Source organism: Celerinatantimonas yamalensis (assembly GCF_046054155.1).
Taxonomy (GTDB): Bacteria; Pseudomonadota; Gammaproteobacteria; order Enterobacterales; family Celerinatantimonadaceae; genus Celerinatantimonas; species Celerinatantimonas yamalensis.
In genome coordinates, this window is sequence record NZ_JBEQCT010000002.1 from 291,471 (window position 1) to 314,473 (window position 23,003).

A 23,003-nucleotide genomic window follows, 5' to 3' on the forward strand; every position below is an offset into this window, starting at 1 on the left:
ATCCCCCCTTATTTTGCCCAGCCCCATCGGTGCATACTTATCTGTCTTGTAATCTATCAACGAGGTGGTTATGACCTATTATCGTCATGCCCTTGTACTCGCCCATGATCAAGTAGACGGCAATATCTTACTTCATCACGGCAGTAAAATGGCGCACGCACTCGGCACGAAGATCACTGTCGGACACATTAGCTCTGACTATCGAGAACTGCAGTATCTCAATGATAACACGGTGTTATCAAAGCAATCGCACCACGTTATTGAAGCCAAACAAATGCTCGCAGAACTGGCTAAATCGATCGATTTTCCAGAAGGCGGCGGTATCGAGGAGCTCGTCAGCATCACGCGTTTTAAAGATATCGAAACGCTGATTGAAGAGCGGCAAATTGATCTACTGATTGTGGGTCATAAAAATCGCTTGTTTGGCGTCATGTCATCTTATTCGTTTGAGTTTATCAATCGCATTCTGATTGATGTACTTGTGCAACATATCCCTAATGAAAACTAACATGATTTATGTGTAACAGGGTTTTACATCAGACCGTAAACGGTGATTATCTTGATAATCAAACACCGCTCGCGGGCAGAAAAACCTATCAGAGAGTCCAAAGGATCTGATCAATACACTGATCGACCTGTAGCTCTTATTTATTCATTATTGATTTTGGAGATTTTATGCAAACTCAAATTAAAACCATCTGCGCTCGAGAAATCCTTGACTCACGCGGTAATCCAACCGTTGAAGTCGATATTTGGGATGAAGCGGGTCGCACCGCCCGGGCATCAGTCCCATCAGGCGCCAGCACAGGGTCTCGCGAAGCGGTTGAATATCGAGATGGTGACCCGAATCGTTATGGTGGTAAAGGGGTACTTAAAGCCGTCGAACATGTCAATACCATTATCCAACCTGCGCTGATTGGTATTGATGCCCGCAAGCAGCGTTTAATTGATAACATCATGATTGAGCTGGATGGTACTGAAAATAAATCGAAATTAGGGGCGAATGCAATTTTAGGCGTGTCGTTGGCGTGTGCGCGACTGGCAGCCTACCAGTCAGACCTTCCACTGTATCGTTACCTCGGTGGTGTGGGCGCAAATCTCATGCCAGTACCGTGCATGAACATCATCAATGGTGGTGTTCATGCACGCTGGCAAGGCGCTGATTTTCAAGAATATATGATAGCGCCTTGGGGTGCAAAAACGATTCGAGAAGCCGTGCAATGGGGCAGTGAAGTCTACCAATCACTGCGTCTTGTGCTTAAAGAAGAAGGTCTATCCACTGGTGTCGGTGATGAAGGTGGTTTTGCACCTCATGTCAAATCAAATCGTCAACCGCTTGAGCTGATTGTCAAAGCTATTGAAAATGCAGGATTTAAACCCGGCGAAGATGTCGCCATCTGTATTGATCCGGCGTCTAGTGAGTTTTATAAAGATGGGATCTATACGCTGCACAGTGAAGACAGTCAGTTGAATGCTGAACAATTAAGCGATTATTACAGCCGCCTGATTGATGATTTTCCACTCGTATTGATAGAAGATGGATTAGCTGAAGATGATTGGAGCGGCTGGAAAGTGCTGCACCAAAAACTAGCGGGCCGAGTCGAACTAGTCGGCGACGATCTGTTTGTCACAAACATCAAATACATTCAGCGCGGTATTGATGAAAATCTTGCTAACTCGGCATTAATTAAACTCAACCAAATCGGCACGCTATCAGAAACTATCGATGCGGTAAATCTTTGCCATCAAAACCATTGGGGAACATTTATTTCACACCGTAGCGGCGAAACCATCGACAGCTTTATCGCCGATATGACAGTCGCACTGCGTGCTGGCCACCTCAAAACTGGGGCACCTTGTCGCGGTGAACGGATTGAAAAATACAATCAACTGATGCGTATTGAACAAGAATTAGGCCAAAGCGCCGTCTTCGCCGGTAAACAAGCTTTCATTGGCAATGCGTAAGTAATGCGCCACCTGTTCATTCGCCGGATGAGTTTGTAATTCGGCGGGTGAACATTGCTGCACCACTTGGCCTTGGTCAATAAAGGCGACACTCTCGGCAATTGCTCGGGCATCGCTCAGTTGATGAGTCACCAGCAAGACAGCTAATTGATGTTGCCGTGCTAATTGCTGCACTAGTTTTAAACCGTCGTAGCGCAATACTGGGTCGAGAGCACTAAATGGTTCATCTAACAATAATATCGGCCGCTGGCGTAGCAATGCGCGCGCTAGCGCCGCTCGTTGGATCTGCCCACCAGAGAGATCAGCGGCCCGCCTGTCTAACAAGTCAGCAATACCCAGTTGCTGTGCCACTTGATGCAAATGTCCTTGCTGTGCCTTATTTAGCTTTAAAGAGCCATCCAGACCCAGTGCCAAATTCTGCCGAATACTTAGATGATCAAACAGGTTATGCGATTGAAATAAGCTACTCACTGGACGCTCAGCGATAGATTGCTCTAACATTGACTGACCATTCCATGACACGTGACCCGTTGCTTTAACAAACCCGGCAATCATAGCTAAAAGCGTTGATTTACCACAGCCACTTTGCCCAAGCAATGCCACAACTTCACCGCGCTGAGCGCGTAAATTATAACAAAATTGTTGTGAACCACGGCTAAATGTTAGCGCCTTCACCTCTAACATACTGTTCTCATTTTTTCTCCGAGACGCCTCATCACTACAAAGATAGCAATGCATAACAGCAATAACCACAAACCACTCATACTCGCCGAGGCAAATTGATAGTGTCCAAGCTGCTGATAGATAAGTAATGGGAGTGTAAGCAGATCAACATCACCTAACAATGCCACCACGCCCATATCTCCCAAAGAAAGTACCAAGGCAAACGCACTGGCAAGTGCAATTGGACGGGCTAAAACCGGCAGATAAACCACCCGCCACGCTTGATAAGGTGTCAATGCCAGCTCATTTAATAAGTGGCGGTAATTATCGTCTAACTGCCACAGCGCCGGTTGCAAAAAGCGACTGGCAAAGGGTAACGCCATCATCGCATTCACCAATGCCACCAACGGCCACAAGTAGCCCTGATAACCGCGCTGCCACATCCAAAAAAAAAGTCCGGTAGATACCACCATCGGTGGTACAAATAACAAAGCGGATGCCCAAAATGAGCTTAATCCCGCCAACCATTTTAGCCGCGCATTGTGCCAGCTTTGCCGCAATAACCAACTCAATGCCGACAGCATGACCACACAACATAACCAGCTAAGTCCAGCAATGACCAAACTGGTGGTGGTTGCTTGAGCTAATGCGCTCCATGCAATGTAGCGCCAATGAAAGGGCCATAACGCCGTGAATATGCCCATAATCACCGATAGAAAAAAACCGCCGCCTACCAGCAACGATCCCCGCATCAATTGGCGCATAGGATAACCGATAGAAGGGCGATAATTGTTTACCGAACTTGGTGGCGTTGATGCGCTACGACGGCTGAAGATGCCACTTAAACCTAGCGCAATCACCAGCTGTAATAGTGCACATGCGAGCGCAAATGCAGGCTCAAAATCATATTTTAGCGCTTGATAAATGGCAACTTCTAAGGTGGTATAAGCGGGGCCCCCACCCAAGGCTAAGACAATGGTAAAACTGCCAAAACATAATAAAAAGACCACAACAAATGAATTGAGCAGTGCTGCACGCAGCAATGGCCACTCGAGGTAACGCCAGCGTTGCCAACTACTCATGCCTAATTGCTGGGCTTGTTGCCATTGCGTTACAGCGATCCCTTGCCATAACAGATAACTATGGCGAATAAATAGCGGAATATTTAAAAACAGATGTGCGGCAAAAATGCCGCTTAACCCATAAATGCTTAAATGCTGGCCTAAAAGCCGCGACCAAATGCCATTATGACCAAAGGCACCGACCACGCCCAGTACCACTAGAATCACGGGTGCAACAAAGCAAACGCTTGCTAAATCGAGCCACCAATGCGTACCTGTCGCTTTAAGATAGAATAAACAGCGCCCTAACCACGTCCCGATGAGCAATGACAAACTTGCAGATATCAGTGCTTGATAGCTACTAAACCAGAGAATATGCCATAAATAAGGATCGCTAAATTGCGCAAGCTGAATACCATCCCCAGCTTGCCAAAGTCCCCAAACAGCGAGGACTAAGGTCAGTGAAATCAGGCCGCCACCCACGAGGATGGCAAGCCCACTAAAAATTATTGACTGACTGCGTCGCGCCACTGTCGAACCCAAGCTTGGCGATGAGCAGCAACTTCAGCGGGCGCTATCATCAGTGGATGAGGATGAACAATCTGGGCAAAAGGTTTGGGTAATGGCACATCATTGCGCACTGGCAGCATCCAGTTATTAAGTGCAATGACGCGCTGCGCCTTAGGCGTGATGAGAAACGCTAAGAACTGCCGAGCCAGCTTCACATGTCTCGCATACGCGCCAATCGCCGCCACCTCAATCTGCTGATAGTTGCCCTCTTTAAAGGCAGCTGCTTTAAAGTGATTATTATGTTCTTCTATCTCATGATAAGCAGAATCGGTGGTGTAACTAAGCACCATGTCGGCTTCGCCTTTGAGAAACATGCCATAAGCATCATCCCAGCTTTTGGTGACAGTAACGGTTTTTTCTTTCAGTTTTTTCCAAGCACTCGGCGCTTGGTCACCATAAACCGCTTTTACCCAAAGTAACAACCCAAGTCCGGGGGTACTGGTGCGGGGGTCTTCATAAATAATTGTACCTGGAAATTGTTCCACTAACTGGTGCATCGATGTGGGTGGATTCTTGAGCTTATTTTCATTATAGACAAACGCAAACTGCCCGCGATCGTAGGGTATAAAATCACGGTTATGCCAAGGTCCTGGAACATGCAGCATTTGGGTATTGAGCAAATGAGGTTGCACGAGTTTGAGCCTTTTTGCTTCAGGCATTAAGTTGGTATCCAACCCAACAACCACATCTGCTCGGCTATGTTGACCTTCCAAACGTAAGCGATTGAGTAATGCCACTCCATCATCTGAACCCACCCACTTCAAGGTACAATGGCAGTCCTTCTCAAACATTTTAGTTAATTTAGGACCAGGCCCCCACTTAGAGGTAAATGAGGAATAGGTATATACTGTCAATTCGCTCTGAGCGGCCTGCACCTCGCTGCAAAACACAAGCACCGATAAGATGCCCCATAGCCAAAGCATTCTTTTCATTTTAAACTTCCGTGATTATCAATCAGTTATATTACAGAGATGTCTCATACATCACCGTCATTTTTAAATCAGTTAAGCCCCTGCGGGCAACGCTGGTTACACCAACAACTAGGCCCTATCCAGCATTCTCGACAGCTTGATGGGGGGCATCACTGCATTTGGTGGTGCCAAAGTAAACGGGGCGAATTCATCGTTCGAAAACCACACTGCCCCGAACGCTATGGCACTGATTATCAACGTGAACAGCAAATATTACAAGCATTACACGGGGCAAGCTGGGCAATCAATGGTCAGTTTTTATCCATACAAGAGCCCTGGCTCATCTATCCCTTTATCAAAGGCCCCACTTTACATGCAGCGAGTTTGATCCAGTCACCCATGTTATTTACCCAACTGATAGCCATGTTAACGACGCTAAAAAGCTTGCCTATTCCCGCACAAAAAAGTTATCAGAGACCCATGCGGGATTATTTACACCATTATTTAGCTTTAGCAACCTGTGCCCCGATGCCAGCATTACAACAAGCGAGCCTTTGGTTGAAGAGCTTTCCAAAACCGACCAACTTAGTGCTCAATCATCATGACTTAAGTGCTGTCAATTTGATAGTGACTCCTCAGAATAAGCTCGTCTCTTTAGACTGGGAGTATGCAGCATTGAGCGACCAAGGTTGGGATGAAGCAACCCTCGCCGAATCATTTCAGTTGACCTCTGCGCAATTACAGCAACTGCATTTACTGGCAGATATCAGTGCCGAACGTTTCCAATATTATCGGTTAGCGTCCCAATTACTCGACCTATGCTGGTATAGTCAAACACCATTAGAGCAGGCGCAAATTGAGGGCTGGCAACGCTGGCTGACACGGATTAAGCAAAGCTAACAGCCTGAAAAGTGATAATAACATCACTACTAATTTATGCATCAGTTTGAAAGGCGCTAAAATATTACGCGCAGTGGCCGCTATAAGTAAGAATTAGGGGGGAGCACAGTATGCAAAATGATTATGGCTACAATCTGGGGGCAGCAAGTTTTGAGTCGGTGTACCATGCGCGTCAGCGGATCCGCGCCGAAGCACCTGTTAAAAACCTCACTGATTATACTGCGGAACGCCAACAAGCTTCACCAGGGACGAAAATATTTACATCGGACGATGTGCCACCCAATCAAAGCGCCGATCAATTACGCCAAGAGCACAACGCCAAGGTTGCCAATAGTAAACAGATCCGCGAAGCGATGGACAGAACGGTTCATAACAGTGCCACGCATATTCGTAAATACTATGAGATGATGCAAGAGATGGGTGATCGCGGCCAGATATTAATGGCGCGCGCCTAACTTGCTTAGGAACTTATCCAACGGCTAAAACGCCGCTCAATTAATGTATCAACATTATCACCATCTTGAGGATAGAGCGCCCATCCAATGGTTAATCCAATCCCATCTGTGGCAACCAACATTTGACGGGCAACCGTTGTCAATTTCTCAGCAATACGAATGGCGCCTTGTTCGTTGACGCCATTCAATAACACCAAGACCTCTTGTTGGCGGAAGAGCCCGATCAGATCGCTACGACGAAGCTGATGACGTAATTGGCCGGCTAACTGCTCACGACTAACTTGCGTCTTATCTTCTAAGTGCAACGCCATGAGCACTAACGGTTCACCATTGTGGGCATTACTCTGCAAAGCTTGAATCAAAAAGCTGCGAAATGTCGGGCAATTCAACAACCCTAATTCATTTTTCAAAAACAACTGATCACTGGTATCGGCGTTTTGCGTCAAGCAGATTAGTTCTCCACAAAGCAGCTCTTGATTGATTTGCGGCTGATATGCATACGATAAATCCATGCGAAACCAGCGATCATCATCATGACAAAAATGACAGCACTTCGACTGATGATCACCGCTAACCTGTGCAACTATTTGTTGCACTGCGCCGCGACAACTTGCATCTAGCGACTGCAACCAATGGGGCAATAAAGTGCAGCGACAGTTCTCTTCATCACGATAGTTAAACCAAACACGTTGGCTTTGCGGATCGCAATACCAACGTAGTTCATGTTGTAATGGCCCCATCAACTGCTGACAAACCCATTTCTGCGAAGAAGCTGACATCGACACGCTCGATTGTAATTTTGCTGCCTTAACCACAATTTAACCTATTAACTGAACAGATTAAATCAACTCTAACTGCTGCATTGCTTGTTCAATACGACGCTTGGTTTCATCAGCCAATTCCACAATCGGCAAACGACACTGGGCACTGCATAAGTTTAACAAGGATGCCGCATATTTCACACCGGCAGGGCTTGGTTCAATGAACATTGCCTGATGCAACGGCATTAATCGATCTTGCAGCGCAACGGCTTGCTCCCACCGTCCGTCTAAACACGCTTGTTGCATTTGTGCGCACAGCTTAGGCGCAATATTAGCGGTGACAGAAATACACCCTTGTCCACCACTAATATTATAAGCAACCGCAGTCGCATCTTCACCGCTCAACCAGAAAAAATCAGCACTGTCGATAAGTTGACGCTCAATCCATGGCCGCGCGAGGTCGCCTGTTGCATCTTTCACCCCACAGATACGCGGCAATTTGGCAAGTTCAGCCATCGTTTGTGGTTCGATATTCACTACGGCGCGAGGTGGAATGTTATACAAAATAACGGGTCTGGTCGCCGCATCATTGATCGCGCTGAAGTGCGCCAATAAGCCACGTTGATTGGGACGATTATAGTAACCAGCTACATGCAATGTTCCATCGGCCCCTACTTCTTCGGCATGTTGGGTATACTCAATCGCTTCAACAACATTATTCGAGCCTGCACCCGCTATCACTGGAATACGGCCTGCGACTTGATCAACGACTGCCTTGATAATAGCAACGTGCTCATCGTGCGTTAACGTCGGACTTTCACCCGTTGTGCCAACAGGAACTATTGCATGTGTTCCCTGCTCAACATGCCAATCGATAATACTTCGTAATGCGGTGTAATCTACTTCCCCTTCATAAAATGGGGTGATCAACGCAACAATTGATCCTCTGAACATGCCAACTCCATCATCTCTGTCATAAAAAAACCCGGTTGCAATAAACATCGCTAACCGGGTTGAAACTGAACGCCTGGTCAACGCGAGCTATACGGGCTTTATTGCCTTATAAACTTGCGCCTGTTTTATGCTTATCGAGGGGTATCCCACGTGAAAAGTCACCAAGAGTTCACTCATTTATTCTATCTGAATGCAGCTAGTTTCTCAGTAGCCATGTAAATGTCAATAGAAGGGTTAAAATTTCTGATAAAATTCGCCAATCTATTCTTTTTTATCTACACTAGCGCCCATTATTAGCCAAGCGTTTATCCTTCATGACCACCACATTGCAGCCACCAAGTGAACTACTCCAACGCCATCACACACTCTTTAATGGGACTCAATTGTTGATTGGCGGACAATTGCTTGATGATTATCCATTGGAACTGGCGCAACTCGCCCAAAGCTCGACGATCTGTACCACCCACGCAGGTCAAGCGGCTCACTATCAATCTCGCGATATCGATAACTGCCAGGTGACATTAAGTGCCGTGCCTGAACTAACCCAGCGTTATAACTGCCTCATATTGTATATCCCCAAAGCCAAGCAAGAAGCTGATTATTGGCTCAATTTATTTTTGCCTAAGTTGCACGCTAATGCTCAGATTTTCATTGTTGGGGAAAACCGTGGCGGCATTAATGCGGCTTGTAAATTACTCAACCAATATCAAATAGATGGCCGTAAAATTGATGCGGCGCGCCGTTGTAGTCTGATCTACGGTGAGCGTGGTGAACAGCCTATCGAATTTGACGCTGCCAACTGGTACCAGCAATTCAATGTTCATCTGCCACAAGGCGATCTTTGTGTGTGTTCAATGCCTGGGGTATTTAATCATGGCAAATTGGATGCAGGAACCCAGCTACTGCTCGAGACACTCCCTGCTTTGCAAGGCCGAGGGCTTGATTTTGGATGTGGCGCTGGCATTATTGGTGCCGCGATCGCATTGCAAACTGGAGCGCAGATAAACGCAATCGATGTCAGTGCCCAAGCGGCGCTGAGCACTAAGCGCACCTTTGCCGCTAACCAGTTGCAAGGCCATGTTGATTGTTTCGATGGTATTCGCAGTATCAATGGCCCATTTGATTTTATCGTTAGTAATCCGCCTTTTCATTTAGGCGTACAAACGCAATACGATACCAGTCGCGAATTTATTCGTCAGGCCAGCTCTAAGCTCACCGCAAATGGGCAGCTATGGTTAGTCGCCAACAGTTTTTTGCCTTATAAAGAGCTGCTTGAAGCACAATTTAGTCACTGCCAAGTCGTGACCGATAATCGCAAATTTCGCGTCTATTGCTGCCACAACTAGCTGTGACAAAAGCTCGCTAATCGCTTGGTTTATGTTGTGAATAGCTATCATGCTCATTATTCAAGGGCTAGGACAGGTCGAGGCCACCTGCCCTAATATTGAGTCATATGATCAATGGGAAACATTTCGACAGGTGGCAAAAATATCCATATTTCGCCGATAGACTTGGGTAGAGACATCCATCATTCCCAAGAATGAATCAAACAAATTATCTTGACTAAATTGTCCCGTTTTAGCTTGTTTTCTTAAACATTGCTCATCAACCCCTTTAGCCTTAATAAAGCCAGATGACATCCACACAAGCAGCGGGATATGGGTTTGATATGCTGGTGCCATTTGATAGGGCATTCCGTGTAAAAACAAGCCATGTTCACCTAATGACTCACCATGATCAGATAGATAGATCACTGCGCTATTATAGTGACTGGCCATTTGTGCTGATAATAATTGAATCGTCTGGCTCAACACAAAATCGGTATAGCGAATGGTATTATCATAGCTATTGACAATCTGAGCAACTGAGCAGTTCTCGATATCAGCACGTTGGCAATCAGGTTGAAAAAATGCCATGCTTTTCGGATAACGCTGATAATAAGTCGGCCCATGGCTGCCGATAAGATGTAAGACTATCACTCTATTGCCTTTCATTTTCGCCACCGTTTGCGCGAAATCATCCAGCATCACCATATCCCGGCAGGTTGAACCATTACAATAATTTGGATCTTGGTTCGGTTGAATCTCAATTTTTTGAATATTCTGAGCAACCGATTTATCACCGCCATCATTCTCTTTCCAGAGCAAACTAATCCCTGCTCGCTGCATAATATCTAATGCATTATCCTGATAGCTCGCTTTAAAACGATTATAGTTGCTGCGATCCATCCGTGAGAAGATACAAGGTAGCGCCTCTGCAGTAGCCGTTCCACAAGAGCGAACATGGGCAAAACTGATCGGTTGATACGGGGCACTAAACGCATTGGTCGGGCGGGCATAACCATTGTATTGGTAGTTCTGACTACGCGCGGTTTCTCCCATTAATATCACCAGCAATGTCGGTTTATCAGCCACATTAGCACGTTGTTTTGCATCAACCCCTAACAGCTGATATTTAGGAGGCGTTTTAAAATACTGATCACGCACATAACGATAAGTATTATGCATGACATTAGCTGGAATAATCATATCGCCTAAATAGCGGTGATTTCGCACCACTGAGGAATAATCTTGATAATAGCCAGCGGCAATCAGGGCGATAGCTGCCAAAGCAAACACGCCAGAGCCCAATTTGAGTAGAATAAATCGAACAACACTTCCACCTGTTAACGGCTGTAACATTAGCAGTAATGATGGAATGCCACCCATAACTAAAACCCAGAGCAGCAAGTACCCACTCAAATACGAGTTCGCTTCACTGGTGTTCGTTTCAAAGATATTAACGATCATCTTTTTGTCAAAAACGACACCGTAATTAAAGCTGGCATAGCTAACAATGCTAGCAACAATTAACAAAACTACAAAAATAGGTTTGGTAATATATGGCCAAATAAGCCACTGAAAAATAAAATTAAGAGCAAGTACGATGAAAATTGGCACTGTAATAACAAAACCAATTTTATACTCGCCTATATTTGACAATATATGATAAAAAGTTCGATAAAAAGGAACATTAACAATACAGGCGAAATAGATGGCTAATAGCCAACTTATTTGATTATAAGAGCGTTCTTTTTTAAAAGATATATTCATAATGCAACATCAACTATAATAACAATCCATATTAATACGGCCAATATGATGCAAAGCAGCACACTGGCTGAGCCTAAATCCTTTGCTCGACCACTTAGTTCATGCCATTCTGGCCCCACTCGGTCAATCGCAGCTTCAATAGCAGAATTTAAAAGCTCCACAACCAGTACCAAAATCAAACTTCCCACCAATAAGAGATGCTCAACCGCGCTTACAGGGAACCAAATGGATAGACAGATTAATGGGATAACTACATAAATTTCTTGACGAAATGCGGCTTCTCCAGACCATGCTAAACGAAACCCTGCTATAGAACATCGAGTCGCTTGAATAATTCGGGAGAAACCTGTTTTTTTAGGCTTCATAATCACTATATTTAAATAATAAACGGGTAATTATAGACAAATTTGACGACGACTTACTAATAGAATATTCAACATTATGGAATCTAAAATTATTTAGACAAACGTATTAGTTATTTAACAACATGTTTCTAATAAAGATACTAACATATGAAATATAAAAATAACATTTGCAGATTAATAAACAGCCGAAGGCCATTCAATGGCAGCAATAATACTCAATATGCACCCTTACTAATTTGTAACGACCATAAACAAGTATTCACACGCATGAATACGCACATTTCATCTAACAACGAGCACTGTTTCAATAAAAACATCTCTATTGATACAGACCGAAAAGCACTCTCGCCGCGTTCATTCACTGATGTCAATAACACGCATCAAACGTCCCCTAACCACTTCATTCAAGTAACAACTCACCAACAACTTACACCGTCTTGGTCGATGATAACCGTTCTTGGCGGTCAAAAATTTTTATTTTATCCTCTAAATGAGTTGAAAATGTGCCATTAAAGCCTGCCAACTAGCGGCACTATTAGCACACAATAAAAGCCCTCGATTACGTGTAGGGTAATAAGGTTCACCATCACTAAACGCACTATAGCCACCGGCTTCTTGCAATAACAATAGTCCAGCCGCGTGATCCCAAACTTTGGGGTCACGCGCAATAAGAAAATCAGCTTGTCCCCCGGCCAACAGGCGATATTCAAAAAATGAACAGCCAAATGCCATCAAACGCGCAAAGCCAGCGAGTTGCGGCGCCAGATGTAGTTGCATGGCTTGGTTAAATGAAAATAAAGAGACAAAACCACTCATCTGCGCCAAGTTCGCGCGATCACTGACAGTTAATGGCCGCTTCTCTCCTTGGGCATTCTGATAAAAAGCCCCTTTCCCGCGAGTGGCTAGCTGCCAGTCATTTTGTAATGGATCATAGAGTAGTGCATGCTCACAGGCACCATGACAGACAACCGCAACAATCACCCCAAACACGCTTAACTGATTGGCAAAATTCCATGTTCCATCGATGGGATCAATAATAAAAGCTAATGATGCATGTTTAAGTGCATCTAAACGATACGGATCTCGGCTAATCGCTTCTTCGCCGATAATAAGTGCTTGCGGATAGTATCGTTGTAATTGCTCAGTTAATTGTTGTTCAATACGCTGGTCAACAATGGTGACCAAATCGGTCGCTGATGTTTTAGTTTGAATATCTTGTGTTCGTAGCATCCGATAGTGTTGCAGAACATGTGGTTGAGCGACCCCTTGGATTAATTCCATTAATTGTTGCAGCTGCTCGTCATGAAGCATTGTAGCGTTATCCTCTTATTTATCTGCCAACCCGCCGTCACCTGCTGAGGCGCTAAAACCTCAGCTTAAACGTCAAGGTCCCACATGGCAACAGACAACATCGACTTCGCCGGTGCGCGTATCTAGATATATTTTGCGATAGCAAAACTCACCGACATCCATCTCTACAACCTTTACGCCATACTGCATTAACAGTGCAAATGCGGCCCCTGCATTCTGCTCACCCACTGAGCGTCGTTCCCAAAGGTCTTGTCTAGCATCAAGTTGAACTAACATAGGGTCATGACGTAGTAAATTTCCCCCGCCAAATACTTTCGCTTGATAATCTTTGAGCGAAGTTCCGCGCTTCTCTGCACTTCGACGAAAAATTTCCATACAGTGATCGCCATAGCGTGGATCGAGTGTTTTTTTTATGCTGCCGACATATTGGGGCATCGCAAAATGACACATTCCGCAAAATTTGTGCGAAGGATGCCACAAGGCAATCGCGATGCACGATCCAAGTAAGGTGCGGACTTCTCGATAACCGCGGCCAAAAATAATATCCCCCGCATACAGGTAAGCCACCTGTTGATGAGGATGATCCCGCCGTGTTGACGTTATTGATGGTGGGCTCATTGCGCTGATTTCAATAATGTGGCGGCAATATGTTGTAGTGGCAATTGCTGACAAACACCACCCCGCAGAAATGCCTCTTTAGGCATTCCATAGACGATACAACTCGCTTCATCTTGGCCGATAGTGTAAGCCCCTGCATCACGTAATTCCTTCATTCCGGATGCGCCATCATCGCCCATCCCCGTTAAAATTGCAGCCACGGCGTTAGAGCCTGCATATTTAGCCGCGCTGCGAAATAAAACATCGACCGATGGACGATGACGTGAAACTAACGGCCCATCTTTAACCTCGACATAATAGCGAGCGCCACTGCGTTTCACCAATAAGTGATGATTGCCCGGAGCAATCAATGCGTAACCACGTAAAAGCGTGTCGCCATCCTCAGCTTCTTTAACTTTGATTCGACATAAATTATCTAGACGCTGAGAAAAAGAGCGGGTAAACCCCTCCGGCATATGTTGCACAACAGCTATCGGCGGACAGTTTCCAGGCATGGCTTCTAACACTTGCCGAATTGCTTCAGTTCCCCCGGTAGAGGCACCAATCACAATAACTTTATCCGTTGTTTCGCTCATGGCACTGCCAGAAGGGCGACTTAGCACGGCATCAGCCGAAAGCTTTTTCGTGGGTACAGTTGGCTTGAGAATTTTAGCCACTTTCGCACTGGCCGCCGCACGCACAGCATCAGTAATCGTCACTCTTGCTTCGCGCAAAAAGTCGCGGGTACCAAGCGCAGGTTTTTGAATAATCTCAACAGCACCTAGTTCCAATGCCTTCATATGTGTGTCGCTGCGCTCTCCAACTAACGAAGAACAAACCACGACGGGAAGTGGATATTGACTCATCAATTTGCGTAAAAAAGTTAATCCATCCATCCGCGGCATTTCAACATCGAGGATCATCACATCCGGTAACCTTTGTCGTAACTTATCAGCCGCGATATAAGGGTCACCTGCGGTAGCTTGAACTCGCATATCGCTTTCACTATTAATAATTTCTGCAAGCGTTTGTCGCACGACAGCTGAATCATCGACAATCATTACCTCAATCATGCAAGAACTCCTTTATTCATTTTTTTGATAGACCGTTGGAATCAAGGAGTTCAAACCAAACTGTTGTCCAGACAAGCCTTCAGAATGCCCGATAAAAAACAACCCTTGAGGAGATAATGCCTGGGCAAACTGGGTAATAATGATCTGTCGTTGGGCTTGACTAAAATAGATCATCACATTACGACAAAATATACCGTCAAATTCACCCATTGTTGCAAAATTTCCGGTCACTAGATTAAATGATTCAAAACAAATATTCCGTTTTAACTCTGGCGATACTTTAACTAAATCCAACTGTTTATTTTTTTTTCTTAATAGATATTTTTTTCGATAAGCTATCGGGACAGGTTGAACCAAACTGTGATGATAGATCCCCTGCTGAGCGGTTGCTAATACCGATGGAGAGATATCCGTCGCCTCAATAGAATAATTAAAATGTGGATAATCTTCTTTGATGTTTTGTAGCACCATCGCTAACGTATAAGGCTCTTCGCCACTGGAACAGCCAGCACTCCAAAACCGATAACGCGCTTTGTGGGGCTCACTCACCAAACGTTGCTGTAGATATTGCATCAAAAATTCAAAATGCCCCGCTTCGCGAAAAAAATCAGTTTTATTGGTCGTCAATGCATCAATCAGCATCACCTGTTCGCCAGTATCACTGAGCGCCCAATCTAAATACGTCTTAAATTGATCTCGCCCAGTAGCCAGTAATCGCTTGCGTAGACGAGACTCAATTAGAGAGCGTTTATGCGCTGGTAATTGAATCCCGGCTACTTTATCGATAAATAGTGCTAAGCGTTTATGATCGCGATCATGCAACGACTCATGATCCATTAACATAAGGTGTTCATCCGATGATTACGCATCTGAATCCGCCGCCTCATCATCTGCTTTCGTAAGCGATTCAGCGGGATCAAATACGTCATGAAGCTGTTCATTGGAGAACACGCGGGTTAACCGCAACAAAATGATAAACTCATCATTATATTGTACCATCCCAGAGATAAACTGACTGTCAACTTTATTGCCGATCCGTGGCGGTGGTTTAATCTCTACAACATTAAACTCGACGACCTCTTTGACCTTATCGGCTAAAATGCCCAGCGAAGTTTCTTCGCCTTCAATCGGAATTTTGACAATAATGATGCAACTGTCGACAGTAGGTTCAATCACATTCATCGCAAACACCTGACGGAGGTCGACCACTGGCACGACTTGCCCACGTAAATTAATCACACCTAACATATAATCAGGCGTGCGCGGAACAGCAGTGACTTTGCGATATTCCAATACCTCTTGAATACAGCTAATTTCGGTGCCAAAACTCTCATCCTCAAGAACAAAAGAGAGCACTTGCAATTTGTCTAACTTCTCGTTGATTTGCTTTTCATCTCTCATAGCACACCTCAATAGCGAACAAAATCATCATCCCCATCGAGATCCAAATCAATTCCACCTTTGTTAGTGCCACTCGCAGGTTTGTTCCCAGTTCTCATCGGGGTATTTGAGCCTGATGAGTGAGGTGGTTTATGCGATTTAGAAGTGGATGCACGAGAGTGCGTTTGGTCAACTTTGAAAAACTCCATGGTCGAGTTCATCTGTTCCGCTTGCGCAGATAGCTCTTCAGACGTTGAAGCCATCTCTTCTGCCGATGCAGCAGACTGCTGAACGACTTGATCCAATTGCTGAATGGCGGTATTAATTTCTGAAGCCCCCTTATTTTGTTCGACAGCCGAAGCACTAATCTCTTGCACTAAATCAGCGGTTTTTTGAATATTCGGCACCAGTTTTTCCAACATATCCCCAGCTTGTTCAGAGATGTTCAGGCTATTACGTGACAGTTCCACGATTTCACCCGCGGCCCTTTGACTACGTTCTGCTAATTTACGCACTTCAGCCGCAACCACCGTAAACCCCTTGCCATGTTCACCAGCGCGCGCTGCTTCAATCGCCGCGTTAAGCGCTAATAAGTTAGTTTGACGGGCAATCTCCTCAATAATATTGATGCGTTCGGTGATATCTTTCATCGCCAGCACTGATTCTCGTACCGCTTTACCGGAAAACCCTGCATCATTGGCGGCTTGACTGGCAATCTGCTCAGTCTGTTTAGCATTATCAGCACTGTGTGAAATATTGGCCGACATCTGCTCCACTGCGGATGAAATCTCTTCAAGTGACGAAGCTTGCTCTGTTGCACCCTGCGCAATTTGCTGACCGGTACCAGATAATTGAATACTGCCTGAGGCAACATTGCTTGAGGCCTCTTTAATACGCCCAACAATATCTCTCAGGCGTTCATTCATTTTACGCAACACCCCATAGATATCATGATCACTAAATTTAGGGTTAAAATGCTGATTCAGGTCACCTTCACCAATAAGGGTCGCGATACGACTAATTTCATTAATCCGCAAAACTACCGTAATGGCAGCTGAAAGAGAGATCAAAAACGAAGCAGCTAACAAACCGATAAATATTTGAATAGTTGACTGAAAACTCGAATTAGTGCTAGTCATGGCATTATTCATAAGCGTATCAGCGCCGTTTAACATCATCGTTAAATATTTGCTGGCGTTATCCAGTGCCTCAGAGCCGTCAGATTCGAGTAATTGAAATGCCCGAGTATTAGTATTCTCCCGAGAAAGTTTAAGCACTTCATTTTGAACGGCCAAATAGTGGCTAAATCCTTGCGCAATAGAATCAATTTCGCCGCGCTGTTCAGGTAATGCCATGCTTAACAGCTGTTTTTGAATAGCGTTAGCCTGCTTGATAGTTCGATCGAGACGAGCTGTGATTTGCGCCATTTGGGCTGTATCGGTGCTCATAATAAAGACTTTTTCTAAGCGCTGGACTTCACCTAAAGAGTAATTGAACATGGTTAATTGTCTATTTTCTCCAGCCAATAATCGCAACTGTTCAGGATCAAACGAACTGTTCACTTTATCAGCGATGTGATCTCCAAAGACCCGGACCTGATCCATCAATTTTTCATAAACAGAAAAGCCCTCTGTCTCACTTAAGTTAATCGCTTTTACATTGGTATTTTGACTAGAAAGCGCCACCACTTGCGTTAAAATCTGACGATAGCTTTTCAAATGGCTGTCAAACTGCTGCAATTGATCGGCATATTCAGCGGGTAGTATCTTGCTAAGGCTCTGCTTTCTCTGCGTAACACGCTGATACGCTTTGTCCATCAGAGCTTGATATTTTTCCTGTGTTTTTTCATCCTTCGCCAAAATATATTCAGCAGCATCCATCCCCAGCTCGAGTAAGTCTTGGCGCATTCGAGCGGTCAAGCGAATTGCTTCAGCGGGTCCTTCCACGATATAATTTATATCGGTATTTGCATGCCGCAACTTGCGGATCCCTTCCAGACTCGTCAATGCTAATAGCATTATTAACAGAGCAAATCCCCATATAACCAACGTTTTTAAGGTAATTTTCTTTAACATAGCTATTCCTACCTGCTCATATTTAGCATCGGTTCCGATGATCTGGCTTCATCCACCAACTTATTGATATCTAGAATCATCGCCACATCCCCATTCCCCAGAATTGTCGCACCTATCAGTCCGGGAACCTTCTGATACAAACGACTTAAGCTCTTAATAACCGTCTGGTATTGACCAATCACTTCATCAACCGTCACCCCTAACCGTTCCTTACCCACATGCGTAATCACCGTCTGTTCAATCACGGGTTGTTGACCATGAATAGTAAATAATTCACGTAAGCGAACGCATGAAATTAGCTCACCACGATTTTTCACCAACCGAGCACCATCATGACTCGATGACTCGCTCGCAAATGTTTCAATGCACTCCTCAACCACCGACAGTGGAATGATGTAGCGCTCATTGCTTACCCGAACCATCAATCCTTCAATAATGGCCAACGTCATGGGTAAATAAATGGTCGTGGTAGTTCCTTGACCGGGCTGGCTGTCAATTTCAACTCGCCCCTGCAAAGACTCAATTGAGGTTCGCACCACATCCATCCCGACCCCACGCCCTGAGACACCTGATACTTTGTCTACTGTGGAAAAGCCTGGTTCAAAGATAAGTAAATAAATTTCTGAGAGATCTAACTCTTGATGAGCACCAACTAATCCACGTTGACGTGCTTTATTGAGAATTTTTTCAGCATCTAGCCCTGCCCCATCATCGGAGATGGTAATTAAAATTTGCCCATCATGATGCGAAGCAGTCAAAAGAATGGTGCCCTTGGCCGCTTTACCTGCGGCAATACGCTGCTCAGGGTGCTCTATTCCATGATCCATACTATTACGTAACAGATGCACTAACGGATCGCCCAAATGATCGAGTACCATTTTGTCCAACTCTGTATCGGCACCTTCGGTTTGAAGTTGCACATCTTTATTAAGTTCTTTGCCTAAATCACGAATTAAGCGACGAAATCGGGCAAATGTTGAACCAATCGGTAACATACGAATATCAAAGGCAGTATCTCGCAGCTCAGAACCGAGCAGTGATAACTCCTCAGCCAATGTGTCAAGCTGCTCATTCTGTTCCACTCGGGCCACTTCATTTAGTCGCGCTTGCACAATGACTAGTTCACCAATTAAGTTCATCAACATATCGAGTTTATTGGATGGAACTTTGACAATCTGTCCTTCTGGAAGCTTTCTTTTAACGTCTTGTTGCGAGCTCACGCTTGGATTCGACGCCGGCTTAGAAGAGTGTGTTTCGGCAAGGGGCAATGGCTTTGAAGAAGGCGCTTCGGCCAACGATAAGTCTGGATTCGATTCGCTTAATTGCGCCGCGCTGAGCCATCCCTGCTCACCAATATGGGCCAGCACATCATCAAAACGACTATGGGTAATTTCATCAATCTTAATTTGCCAATCATCTGCCACGAAGATAAATACATCTTCAATATCATTGCGATTGGCAGGGCTTTGCAACAGCACTAAGACTCGAAGATAACAAAGCTGGGGATCAAATGTCTCAGCGGTCATCGTCGGTAATTGCTCATACACCTTCGATTGCCCCAGAGTGGCTAACTCACGCAGCAATGGCAGTAGATCAAACCCCTCTTGAAAGGCCAACTGATTAGGTGTTATTTCTATCCGCCACAGTATATCTTTGCCAGCAACACGGGATGCTGAGACAACGTTCTCATTCTCCACAACAACGGGATCGGCGGCCACAGACTGAGGCACAAATTCATTGAGTTGCTGACTCAATTGGTCACTCATCGCCGTTAACTCAATGGAAGGTTCCATCTCTTCTAAGAGCTGTTGAATATGATCACGACATTCCAAGATGAGACTAATCATCGCCGCTGAAAGTTCAAATTCACCGTTACGCGCCCGATCGAAAAATGACTCTAAATGATGGGTAAAAAGAGATAAATGGTCAAACCCGACCATACCTGCAGCACCTTTAATGGTATGCATCGCGCGAAAAGCCAAATTAATTTGCTCTGCATCTGGATGCTCTTCAATCTCCAGTAACGCCGACTCAAGTGTATCTAAATGCTCTTGTGCTTCTTGGCGAAAGATATCGACCGCTTCATTCATTATTATGCTCCTGAGCTGGTACGATGAAGGAGTCCAGTGAAGTTAATTGCAACGCATTCAGTAACTCGCCCGTCACGCCCACTAGCGAAAGTTGATATCCACGTTGTTGTAAACATTGGTTCAAATACAACAACAGCTGTAGTCCACAACTATCGATCTCGTGAGTGGCAGTCGCATCAAACTGCCAGTTACTTTGCCATTTTTGCGAATTGATCCATTGCTGGGACAACTCCGGAACGTCATAGACCGTTACGGATTCGGGCAGTATTTGGTGATGAACAAAATCAGTCATAACATTTCTCGTTGCTAGCCACTAAGCTAGCTTAGTAACAGCATTAAGCAGAACCTCGGGTTTAAACGGTTTAACAAGCCACGCTTTGGCTCCCGCCGCTTTGCCCTCTTGTTTCATGTTTTCCCCCGACTCCGTCGTTAGCATCAACACCGGAGTAAACTTATAGGCAGACTTTTGCTTCGCGGCTTTTAAAAAACTGATACCATCCATATTTGGCATATTGACATCACACACAATAAGATGAAATTTTTGTCCGTCTAACTTGGCCAATCCATCACGGCCATCAACAGCCTCCGTCACCTGATGGCCTGCATTACGCAGAGCCATTCCCACAACTTGGCGAACTGATGCGGAGTCATCAATAACCAATATATTTTTTGACATCATTGTCTCCTTTTTAGAAAAAAGTCAGATCGTCATTGTGACTCTGTGATGATGAATAGGTGAGGTGTTTGTCCCCACCATAAATTTGTCGCTCCATATCAGTGGTGGAACGCTTTTTCATATGCGCAAGTAATTCACCAACTCGTTGCTCAAATTGCTCTGGAGAATGCGCATCCGCTGGCAACAGTTCGATGAGTTCACCAAAGTGCTGTTCGACATGATCGATGATCTGACATAATCGATCTTGAAATTGCAGTCGAATGATCACCTTCGAGATACGCTGACTAATATCATGGCGCTGACGAATCAGTGCTAATGTATCATCAGTGAGAGATTGCATATGATCATCTAACTGTCCCAAGGTTTGGCTGATGGTCAATTCATGATCTTGATACTGTTGATGAACTTCACTAAATGTGCTTTGTACTGATTTCGCCAATTTATCCATATCATGACTAAAAATATTGATGGTTTGACTAATCTGATCACCGGTTTTAGCTGAGCGTGAAGCAAGAGTGCGGACTTCGTCTGCGACCACGGCAAAACCGCGGCCATGTTCACCGGCACGGGCCGCTTCAATCGCTGCATTTAACGCCAGTAAGTTAATCTGTTCGGCAATTTTTTGTACATCTTGGGACGCTTTTTCAATGCCTTGCATCTGTTCGTGAAGTGCTTGGATCGATTGCACTGTATTATGATCGCGCTGGTCGGCTTCCTTAAATGTCTGTTTTTGTCCTTCAAACGCTTCACGAGCCATATCGCTCACTTTTCGTGCTAAGACAGAACGATGATCTATGTCGCCATCATCCTTATCGGTAAAAACTGCTGCATCGAGATCTTGAACAATTTGTTCAAACTGCCCAGTCACATCCGTCACCGAACTATCCATATCATGACGACTACTAGCTAAAATGGCTTGCCACATCGGTAATATGGTTTGCAGTTGCACCACTAAGTACTCAAGTTCACGTGACGCTTTATCATCAGTTTGCGCTTGAGGCTCGACTAAGCTGACGACGCGCTGACCGGATACGCTTAATGTCCACCATAATAACAACCCCCCCCCTAACGCCAGCAAGGCGCCATACCACCACGGCAGAGCGAGAAAAGCACAACCGACAACCAGCACAAAACTGGCTATAGCAATCAGCAGAATTTGTTGACTCAGACGTGCAACCTCTGCGTTCATGTCAGCGAATACCTCATCACTCACATTAGCTCTCCCAAAGAGTTTATTAATTAATTTAAAGATTAGCAGTAATTGCAAGATATGCAGACTATCTGCAACTATTTGTCGAGTTATGCGCCATAACAAATGGACATATCAAAGTAAAAAGTGTAGCGATGAGGGAGGGAAAAACCTGACAGGAGCACTTGTTCTGATCAAAAAAATACAAATATTAAGTGCTAACTCAACGACGTTGTTCGACAAGGAATTCCTAGGCTAAAATTCAACGTCCAGTTTTCGGTTGCTGTAAAAAGATCCATCAACGATGATAAAACAAGCTTTCTTCTTGAGAACTACAGAGGCCAATGACTGACCCAGATTTATGCTAACGTGATTATCGCGCTTTAATTGAGCGAGACTCGCAGTTTATTGGTATTTTCTATGCGGGAGTGACCAGTACAGGAATAGTTTGCATCGCAACAGGTGGTGCTCGGAAACCTCAGGCAAAAAATGTTGTCTTCTTTCTACCACGAGTTAAAAGAAGCACTAGTTGCTGGATTTAGTCCCTGCAAAGTATGCCGCCCCACTTGATGTTGTGAGCAAACACCCATCATGGTGCAACGTGCCTTAGCGCTACTGACGCAATCGACAGATATGCGTATTAGCGATGTTTAAGAAGAACACCGACAGTCGACTAGTTCATTAGGCGCTACTTTGACCGTCATTACCACATAACTTTTTCAAACCTATCAACACATGATCAGGATCAATCAAGCGATGAATGAACTTCAACAAGGAAAATCAACGACTCAGGTAGCCTTTGCCAGTGGTTATAAATAATTGAGCGAATTCGGCTAACACCTTCAAACAACTTACCAGAAAAGCGCCATCTGCAGCGGAGGCTATCCTAAGCATTATCTACTTTATGTTCGATAC

22 protein-coding genes and 2 pseudogenes are annotated in these 23,003 nt (G+C 44.9%); 7 read left to right on the plus strand and 17 right to left on the minus strand.

Features of this window, described 5'->3' with window-relative positions:
* Positions 1-70: 70 nt before the first annotated feature.
* Both ABUE30_RS05875 and eno read left to right on the plus strand, forming a co-directional pair.
* Positions 71-508, plus strand: coding sequence for a universal stress protein (locus tag ABUE30_RS05875; RefSeq protein ID WP_408622782.1), 438 nt, complete (start codon positions 71-73; stop codon positions 506-508).
* 167 nt (positions 509-675) lie between these two features.
* Positions 676-1,965: a phosphopyruvate hydratase gene (eno, locus tag ABUE30_RS05880; RefSeq protein WP_408622783.1), complete on the plus strand. Its 1,290-nt coding sequence runs from the start codon at positions 676-678 to the stop codon at positions 1,963-1,965.
* Here eno and thiQ read toward each other — a convergent pair.
* Genes thiQ through thiB form a run of 3 tightly spaced genes read right to left on the minus strand, consistent with a single transcriptional unit; the run spans position 1,912 to position 5,182 of the window.
* Positions 1,912-2,649, minus strand: a complete 738-nt coding sequence (gene thiQ / locus ABUE30_RS05885) for a thiamine ABC transporter ATP-binding protein (protein ID WP_408622784.1) — start codon at positions 2,647-2,649, stop codon at positions 1,912-1,914. The two genes, eno and thiQ, sit on opposite strands and share 54 nt — an antisense overlap.
* Entirely contained in the window at positions 2,643-4,220 is a 1,578-nt protein-coding gene (locus ABUE30_RS05890) for an ABC transporter permease subunit (protein ID WP_408622785.1), read from the minus strand. The genes thiQ and ABUE30_RS05890 overlap by 7 nt, the downstream gene beginning before the upstream one ends.
* Entirely contained in the window at positions 4,196-5,182 is a 987-nt protein-coding gene (gene thiB / locus ABUE30_RS05895; protein WP_408623188.1) for a thiamine ABC transporter substrate binding subunit, read from the minus strand. The genes ABUE30_RS05890 and thiB overlap by 25 nt, the downstream gene beginning before the upstream one ends.
* Before the next feature lie 48 nt (positions 5,183-5,230).
* On the opposite strand from thiB, the gene ABUE30_RS05900 reads away from it, so the two are divergent.
* Both ABUE30_RS05900 and ABUE30_RS05905 read left to right on the plus strand, forming a co-directional pair.
* Complete coding sequence (locus ABUE30_RS05900) at positions 5,231-6,070, plus strand: phosphotransferase (protein WP_408622786.1); 840 nt, start codon at positions 5,231-5,233, stop codon at positions 6,068-6,070.
* A 110-nt stretch (positions 6,071-6,180) separates the two neighbouring features.
* Positions 6,181-6,525, plus strand: coding sequence for a hypothetical protein (locus ABUE30_RS05905; RefSeq protein WP_408622787.1), 345 nt, complete (start codon positions 6,181-6,183; stop codon positions 6,523-6,525).
* A 5-nt stretch (positions 6,526-6,530) separates the two neighbouring features.
* Here the strand turns inward: ABUE30_RS05905 and ABUE30_RS05910 are convergent, their stop codons facing one another.
* Together ABUE30_RS05910 and dapA are read right to left on the minus strand one after the other, a co-directional pair.
* Positions 6,531-7,304 (minus strand): GGDEF domain-containing protein, encoded by a 774-nt coding sequence (locus ABUE30_RS05910; protein ID WP_408622788.1) that lies wholly within the window; start codon positions 7,302-7,304, stop codon positions 6,531-6,533.
* Positions 7,305-7,364: 60 nt separating this feature from the next.
* Positions 7,365-8,240: a 4-hydroxy-tetrahydrodipicolinate synthase gene (dapA, locus tag ABUE30_RS05915; protein ID WP_408622789.1), complete on the minus strand. Its 876-nt coding sequence runs from the start codon at positions 8,238-8,240 to the stop codon at positions 7,365-7,367.
* Between the two features lie 314 nt (positions 8,241-8,554).
* Here dapA and rsmC point away from each other — a divergent pair, with 314 nt between their 5' ends.
* Positions 8,555-9,586 carry a 16S rRNA (guanine(1207)-N(2))-methyltransferase RsmC gene (gene rsmC / locus ABUE30_RS05920; RefSeq protein WP_408622790.1) on the plus strand — a complete coding sequence of 344 codons (1,032 nt, stop codon included), beginning with the start codon at positions 8,555-8,557 and terminating at the stop codon, positions 9,584-9,586.
* A 111-nt stretch (positions 9,587-9,697) separates the two neighbouring features.
* Here the strand turns inward: rsmC and ABUE30_RS05925 are convergent, their stop codons facing one another.
* The 12 genes and pseudogenes from ABUE30_RS05925 to ABUE30_RS05980 all read right to left on the minus strand — a co-directional run.
* The gene (locus ABUE30_RS05925; protein WP_408622791.1) at positions 9,698-11,332 is read right to left on the minus strand and encodes a phosphoethanolamine transferase; all 1,635 of its coding nucleotides are present in this window, start codon (positions 11,330-11,332) and stop codon (positions 9,698-9,700) included.
* Entirely contained in the window at positions 11,329-11,697 is a 369-nt protein-coding gene (locus ABUE30_RS05930) for a diacylglycerol kinase (RefSeq protein ID WP_408622792.1), read from the minus strand. The genes ABUE30_RS05925 and ABUE30_RS05930 overlap by 4 nt, the downstream gene beginning before the upstream one ends.
* Before the next feature lie 486 nt (positions 11,698-12,183).
* Positions 12,184-13,008 carry an inositol monophosphatase family protein gene (locus ABUE30_RS05935; RefSeq protein ID WP_408622793.1) on the minus strand — a complete coding sequence of 275 codons (825 nt, stop codon included), beginning with the start codon at positions 13,006-13,008 and terminating at the stop codon, positions 12,184-12,186.
* A 72-nt stretch (positions 13,009-13,080) separates the two neighbouring features.
* Entirely contained in the window at positions 13,081-13,626 is a 546-nt protein-coding gene (locus ABUE30_RS05940) for a chemotaxis protein CheD (protein WP_408622794.1), read from the minus strand.
* Positions 13,623-14,678 carry a protein-glutamate methylesterase/protein-glutamine glutaminase gene (locus ABUE30_RS05945; RefSeq protein ID WP_408622795.1) on the minus strand — a complete coding sequence of 352 codons (1,056 nt, stop codon included), beginning with the start codon at positions 14,676-14,678 and terminating at the stop codon, positions 13,623-13,625. Before ABUE30_RS05945 ends, ABUE30_RS05940 begins: the two co-directional genes overlap by 4 nt.
* Positions 14,679-14,690: 12 nt before the next feature.
* The gene (locus ABUE30_RS05950; RefSeq protein ID WP_408622796.1) at positions 14,691-15,521 is read right to left on the minus strand and encodes a CheR family methyltransferase; all 831 of its coding nucleotides are present in this window, start codon (positions 15,519-15,521) and stop codon (positions 14,691-14,693) included.
* 18 nt (positions 15,522-15,539) lie between these two features.
* Positions 15,540-16,079 (minus strand): chemotaxis protein CheW, encoded by a 540-nt coding sequence (locus tag ABUE30_RS05955; RefSeq protein ID WP_408622797.1) that lies wholly within the window; start codon positions 16,077-16,079, stop codon positions 15,540-15,542.
* Between the two features lie 8 nt (positions 16,080-16,087).
* Positions 16,088-18,133 (minus strand): HAMP domain-containing methyl-accepting chemotaxis protein, encoded by a 2,046-nt coding sequence (locus tag ABUE30_RS05960; protein ID WP_408622799.1) that lies wholly within the window; start codon positions 18,131-18,133, stop codon positions 16,088-16,090.
* A gap of 8 nt (positions 18,134-18,141) precedes the next feature.
* Positions 18,142-20,223 (minus strand): chemotaxis protein CheA, encoded by a 2,082-nt coding sequence (locus tag ABUE30_RS05965; RefSeq protein WP_408622800.1) that lies wholly within the window; start codon positions 20,221-20,223, stop codon positions 18,142-18,144.
* The gene (locus ABUE30_RS05970; protein WP_408622801.1) at positions 20,216-20,515 is read right to left on the minus strand and encodes an STAS domain-containing protein; all 300 of its coding nucleotides are present in this window, start codon (positions 20,513-20,515) and stop codon (positions 20,216-20,218) included. The genes ABUE30_RS05965 and ABUE30_RS05970 overlap by 8 nt, the downstream gene beginning before the upstream one ends.
* Positions 20,516-20,536: 21 nt before the next feature.
* Positions 20,537-20,899, minus strand: coding sequence for a response regulator (locus ABUE30_RS05975; RefSeq protein ID WP_408622802.1), 363 nt, complete (start codon positions 20,897-20,899; stop codon positions 20,537-20,539).
* Positions 20,900-21,242: 343 nt separating this feature from the next.
* A pseudogene (locus ABUE30_RS05980) lies at positions 21,243-21,566 on the minus strand (methyl-accepting chemotaxis protein); the annotation flags it as partial.
* Positions 21,567-22,474: 908 nt separating this feature from the next.
* Between ABUE30_RS05980 and ABUE30_RS05985 the strand changes: the two are divergent.
* Both ABUE30_RS05985 and ABUE30_RS05990 read left to right on the plus strand, forming a co-directional pair.
* Positions 22,475-22,570: pseudogene (locus ABUE30_RS05985) on the plus strand (Ada metal-binding domain-containing protein); the annotation flags it as partial.
* A 7-nt stretch (positions 22,571-22,577) separates the two neighbouring features.
* Positions 22,578-22,658: an Ada metal-binding domain-containing protein gene (locus tag ABUE30_RS05990; RefSeq protein WP_408623189.1), complete on the plus strand. Its 81-nt coding sequence runs from the start codon at positions 22,578-22,580 to the stop codon at positions 22,656-22,658.
* Positions 22,659-23,003 lie beyond the last annotated feature (345 nt).

Coding starts and splice junctions, on each gene's coding strand:
- ABUE30_RS05975 (WP_408622802.1), bottom strand. CDS start 20,899: ATGTCAAAAAATATATTGGTTATTGATGACTCCGCATCAGTTCGCCAA.
- ABUE30_RS05875 (WP_408622782.1), top strand. CDS start 71: ATGACCTATTATCGTCATGCCCTTGTACTCGCCCATGATCAAGTAGAC.
- thiQ (WP_408622784.1), bottom strand. CDS start 2,649: ATGTTAGAGGTGAAGGCGCTAACATTTAGCCGTGGTTCACAACAATTT.
- eno (WP_408622783.1), top strand. CDS start 676: ATGCAAACTCAAATTAAAACCATCTGCGCTCGAGAAATCCTTGACTCA.
- ABUE30_RS05940 (WP_408622794.1), bottom strand. CDS start 13,626: ATGAGCCCACCATCAATAACGTCAACACGGCGGGATCATCCTCATCAA.
- dapA (WP_408622789.1), bottom strand. CDS start 8,240: ATGTTCAGAGGATCAATTGTTGCGTTGATCACCCCATTTTATGAAGGG.
- ABUE30_RS05945 (WP_408622795.1), bottom strand. CDS start 14,678: ATGATTGAGGTAATGATTGTCGATGATTCAGCTGTCGTGCGACAAACG.
- ABUE30_RS05905 (WP_408622787.1), top strand. CDS start 6,181: ATGCAAAATGATTATGGCTACAATCTGGGGGCAGCAAGTTTTGAGTCG.
- ABUE30_RS05955 (WP_408622797.1), bottom strand. CDS start 16,079: ATGAGAGATGAAAAGCAAATCAACGAGAAGTTAGACAAATTGCAAGTG.
- ABUE30_RS05925 (WP_408622791.1), bottom strand. CDS start 11,332: ATGAATATATCTTTTAAAAAAGAACGCTCTTATAATCAAATAAGTTGG.
- ABUE30_RS05970 (WP_408622801.1), bottom strand. CDS start 20,515: ATGACTGATTTTGTTCATCACCAAATACTGCCCGAATCCGTAACGGTC.
- rsmC (WP_408622790.1), top strand. CDS start 8,555: ATGACCACCACATTGCAGCCACCAAGTGAACTACTCCAACGCCATCAC.
- thiB (WP_408623188.1), bottom strand. CDS start 5,182: ATGCTTTGGCTATGGGGCATCTTATCGGTGCTTGTGTTTTGCAGCGAG.
- ABUE30_RS05990 (WP_408623189.1), top strand. CDS start 22,578: ATGTTGTCTTCTTTCTACCACGAGTTAAAAGAAGCACTAGTTGCTGGA.
- ABUE30_RS05910 (WP_408622788.1), bottom strand. CDS start 7,304: ATGTCAGCTTCTTCGCAGAAATGGGTTTGTCAGCAGTTGATGGGGCCA.
- ABUE30_RS05950 (WP_408622796.1), bottom strand. CDS start 15,521: ATGTTAATGGATCATGAGTCGTTGCATGATCGCGATCATAAACGCTTA.
- ABUE30_RS05900 (WP_408622786.1), top strand. CDS start 5,231: ATGTCTCATACATCACCGTCATTTTTAAATCAGTTAAGCCCCTGCGGG.
- ABUE30_RS05960 (WP_408622799.1), bottom strand. CDS start 18,133: ATGTTAAAGAAAATTACCTTAAAAACGTTGGTTATATGGGGATTTGCT.
- ABUE30_RS05965 (WP_408622800.1), bottom strand. CDS start 20,223: ATGAATGAAGCGGTCGATATCTTTCGCCAAGAAGCACAAGAGCATTTA.
- ABUE30_RS05935 (WP_408622793.1), bottom strand. CDS start 13,008: ATGCTTCATGACGAGCAGCTGCAACAATTAATGGAATTAATCCAAGGG.
- ABUE30_RS05930 (WP_408622792.1), bottom strand. CDS start 11,697: ATGAAGCCTAAAAAAACAGGTTTCTCCCGAATTATTCAAGCGACTCGA.